This window comes from Peribacillus cavernae, assembly GCF_003989135.1.
GTDB classification, from domain to species: Bacteria; Bacillota; Bacilli; order Bacillales; family DSM-1321; genus Peribacillus; species Peribacillus cavernae.
On record NZ_RYZZ01000064.1, the window covers coordinates 1 to 1,657 of the forward strand.

General features: G+C 38.4%; 1 protein-coding gene. It reads right to left on the bottom strand.

The window, feature by feature from the left end; genetic code table 11:
• Positions 1–107: 107 nt before the first annotated feature.
• Positions 108–1,352, bottom strand: a complete 1,245-nt coding sequence (locus ELQ35_RS22345; RefSeq protein ID WP_126867372.1) for an IS110 family RNA-guided transposase — start codon at positions 1,350–1,352, stop codon at positions 108–110.
• Positions 1,353–1,657 lie beyond the last annotated feature (305 nt).

Here is a 1,657-nt window from a genome sequence, read left to right on the forward strand (position 1 = left end):
GATAAGTCTGAAAAAAACTACGTTTGACCACTATTACAAAAAAGCGCACGACAAATAAGCCATTGGATCATGACTTTTAAAAAAATTGTTTAGATCAATATTTAACTTTAAGAGGCTTCTAACACACGATAACCGTGGTTTCTAGCTAGTAAAACAGCCTGTTCTACCGTGATTTCACGGGTTACTGGAAGAACATCCGATTTTATATATAGTTCAGCGTTATATGCTTCTTTCTTTTTGAGAATATTGTAAATAGCTATTAAAAGCATTCGCGCAATTGCAATAATTGCCCGTTTGTGACCACGACGCTTTTTAAGTCTTAAGTAGCGGTTTCGAATTTCGGGATGTTTTTCACTTTTGACTACAGCTGTAGCACACTGTACTAAAAGAGGTTTTATATAACAGCCTGCTCTCGAAATTCTTACTGACTTTTTCTTGCCGGCACTCTCGTTATTTGTGGGTGTAAGTCCTGCCCAGGAACATAATTGCTTAGCTGTCGGGAACACGTCCATATTAACACCTATTTCCGAAACCACGGCAATGGCGGAAAAAATGTTTTTAAAGGACGGAACAGTTAAGATTAAGTTGATTTCTTCTGTGTAGGATTCGGCAAGGGAAAGAATAATTTTCTCCAGATCAGTTTTACGGGTTTCAAGGTCTTCACAATGTTTTTTAATGACCTTTAATTTTCCGGCCTGTTGGGGTGTTATAAATCCGTCAATGGCTAGTTCTAGTTCAGGAAGTTTATTCTTCATAGAACCGTGGATTAAAGGTTCAATTTCAAAAGATGTGTCTAAAGGATTTTCAAGTAGCTTGTCAATAATGTTCAAGGAACTTTTGCCGAAGGTATCCGAAACAATATTTCCAAGCTGAATATTAGACACGGTTAAACTGTTTTGAAGCCGATTCTTTTCACTCGACATAAAGTTAGTCAGTTTGAAGCGGTATCGCATAAGGTCGCGAAGTTGCCTGATCTCAAGTGGAGGCATAAAACTCCCAGCTACAAGATCATGCTTAAATAAATCAGCAATCCATTTGGCATCTTTCTTATCCGTCTTTTTACCACGGATTGCCTTGACGTATTTAGGATGTGCCAAAGTGATGTTGCAGGTATTTTCTAGTACATTGAACACGGGAATCCAATATTTCCCTGTAGATTCCATACAAACATCTTTACAGTTATTTTCACAAAGCCATTGTGACAGCTCTCTTAAACCTTTCGTATAGGTAGAAAAGCGATGGCGTTTGTAAGAAGTTACTCCTTTGCCGTTGGTCGAAGCAATACAAGCAACCACAAAGGTTTTGTGGACGTCAATACCACAACAAATTTGATAAACAATTTTTAAAGCCATAGGGATATCTCCTTTACAAGAATTATAGGGATAGACAACATTGACTGATTGCCCAGCAATAAACGAGTAATGTTTATACAAAGATAAGTCTGCGTGCTCGAAGTCACACTTATTTGTGCTTGGAAAGGCAATCTACACATATAACCATGCGGTCACTCCACATCTGGAGTGGCCCACTCACCTCCGCGTGATTTGTAGTTTATTGGTATCCCTATGGCTATAGATTCGCCAAAATACTGCTTAAGGAAACTTGTTTCATAACGTTTTGTGCCTTGAGCGAAGCGAAAGGAATGAATATAACCATG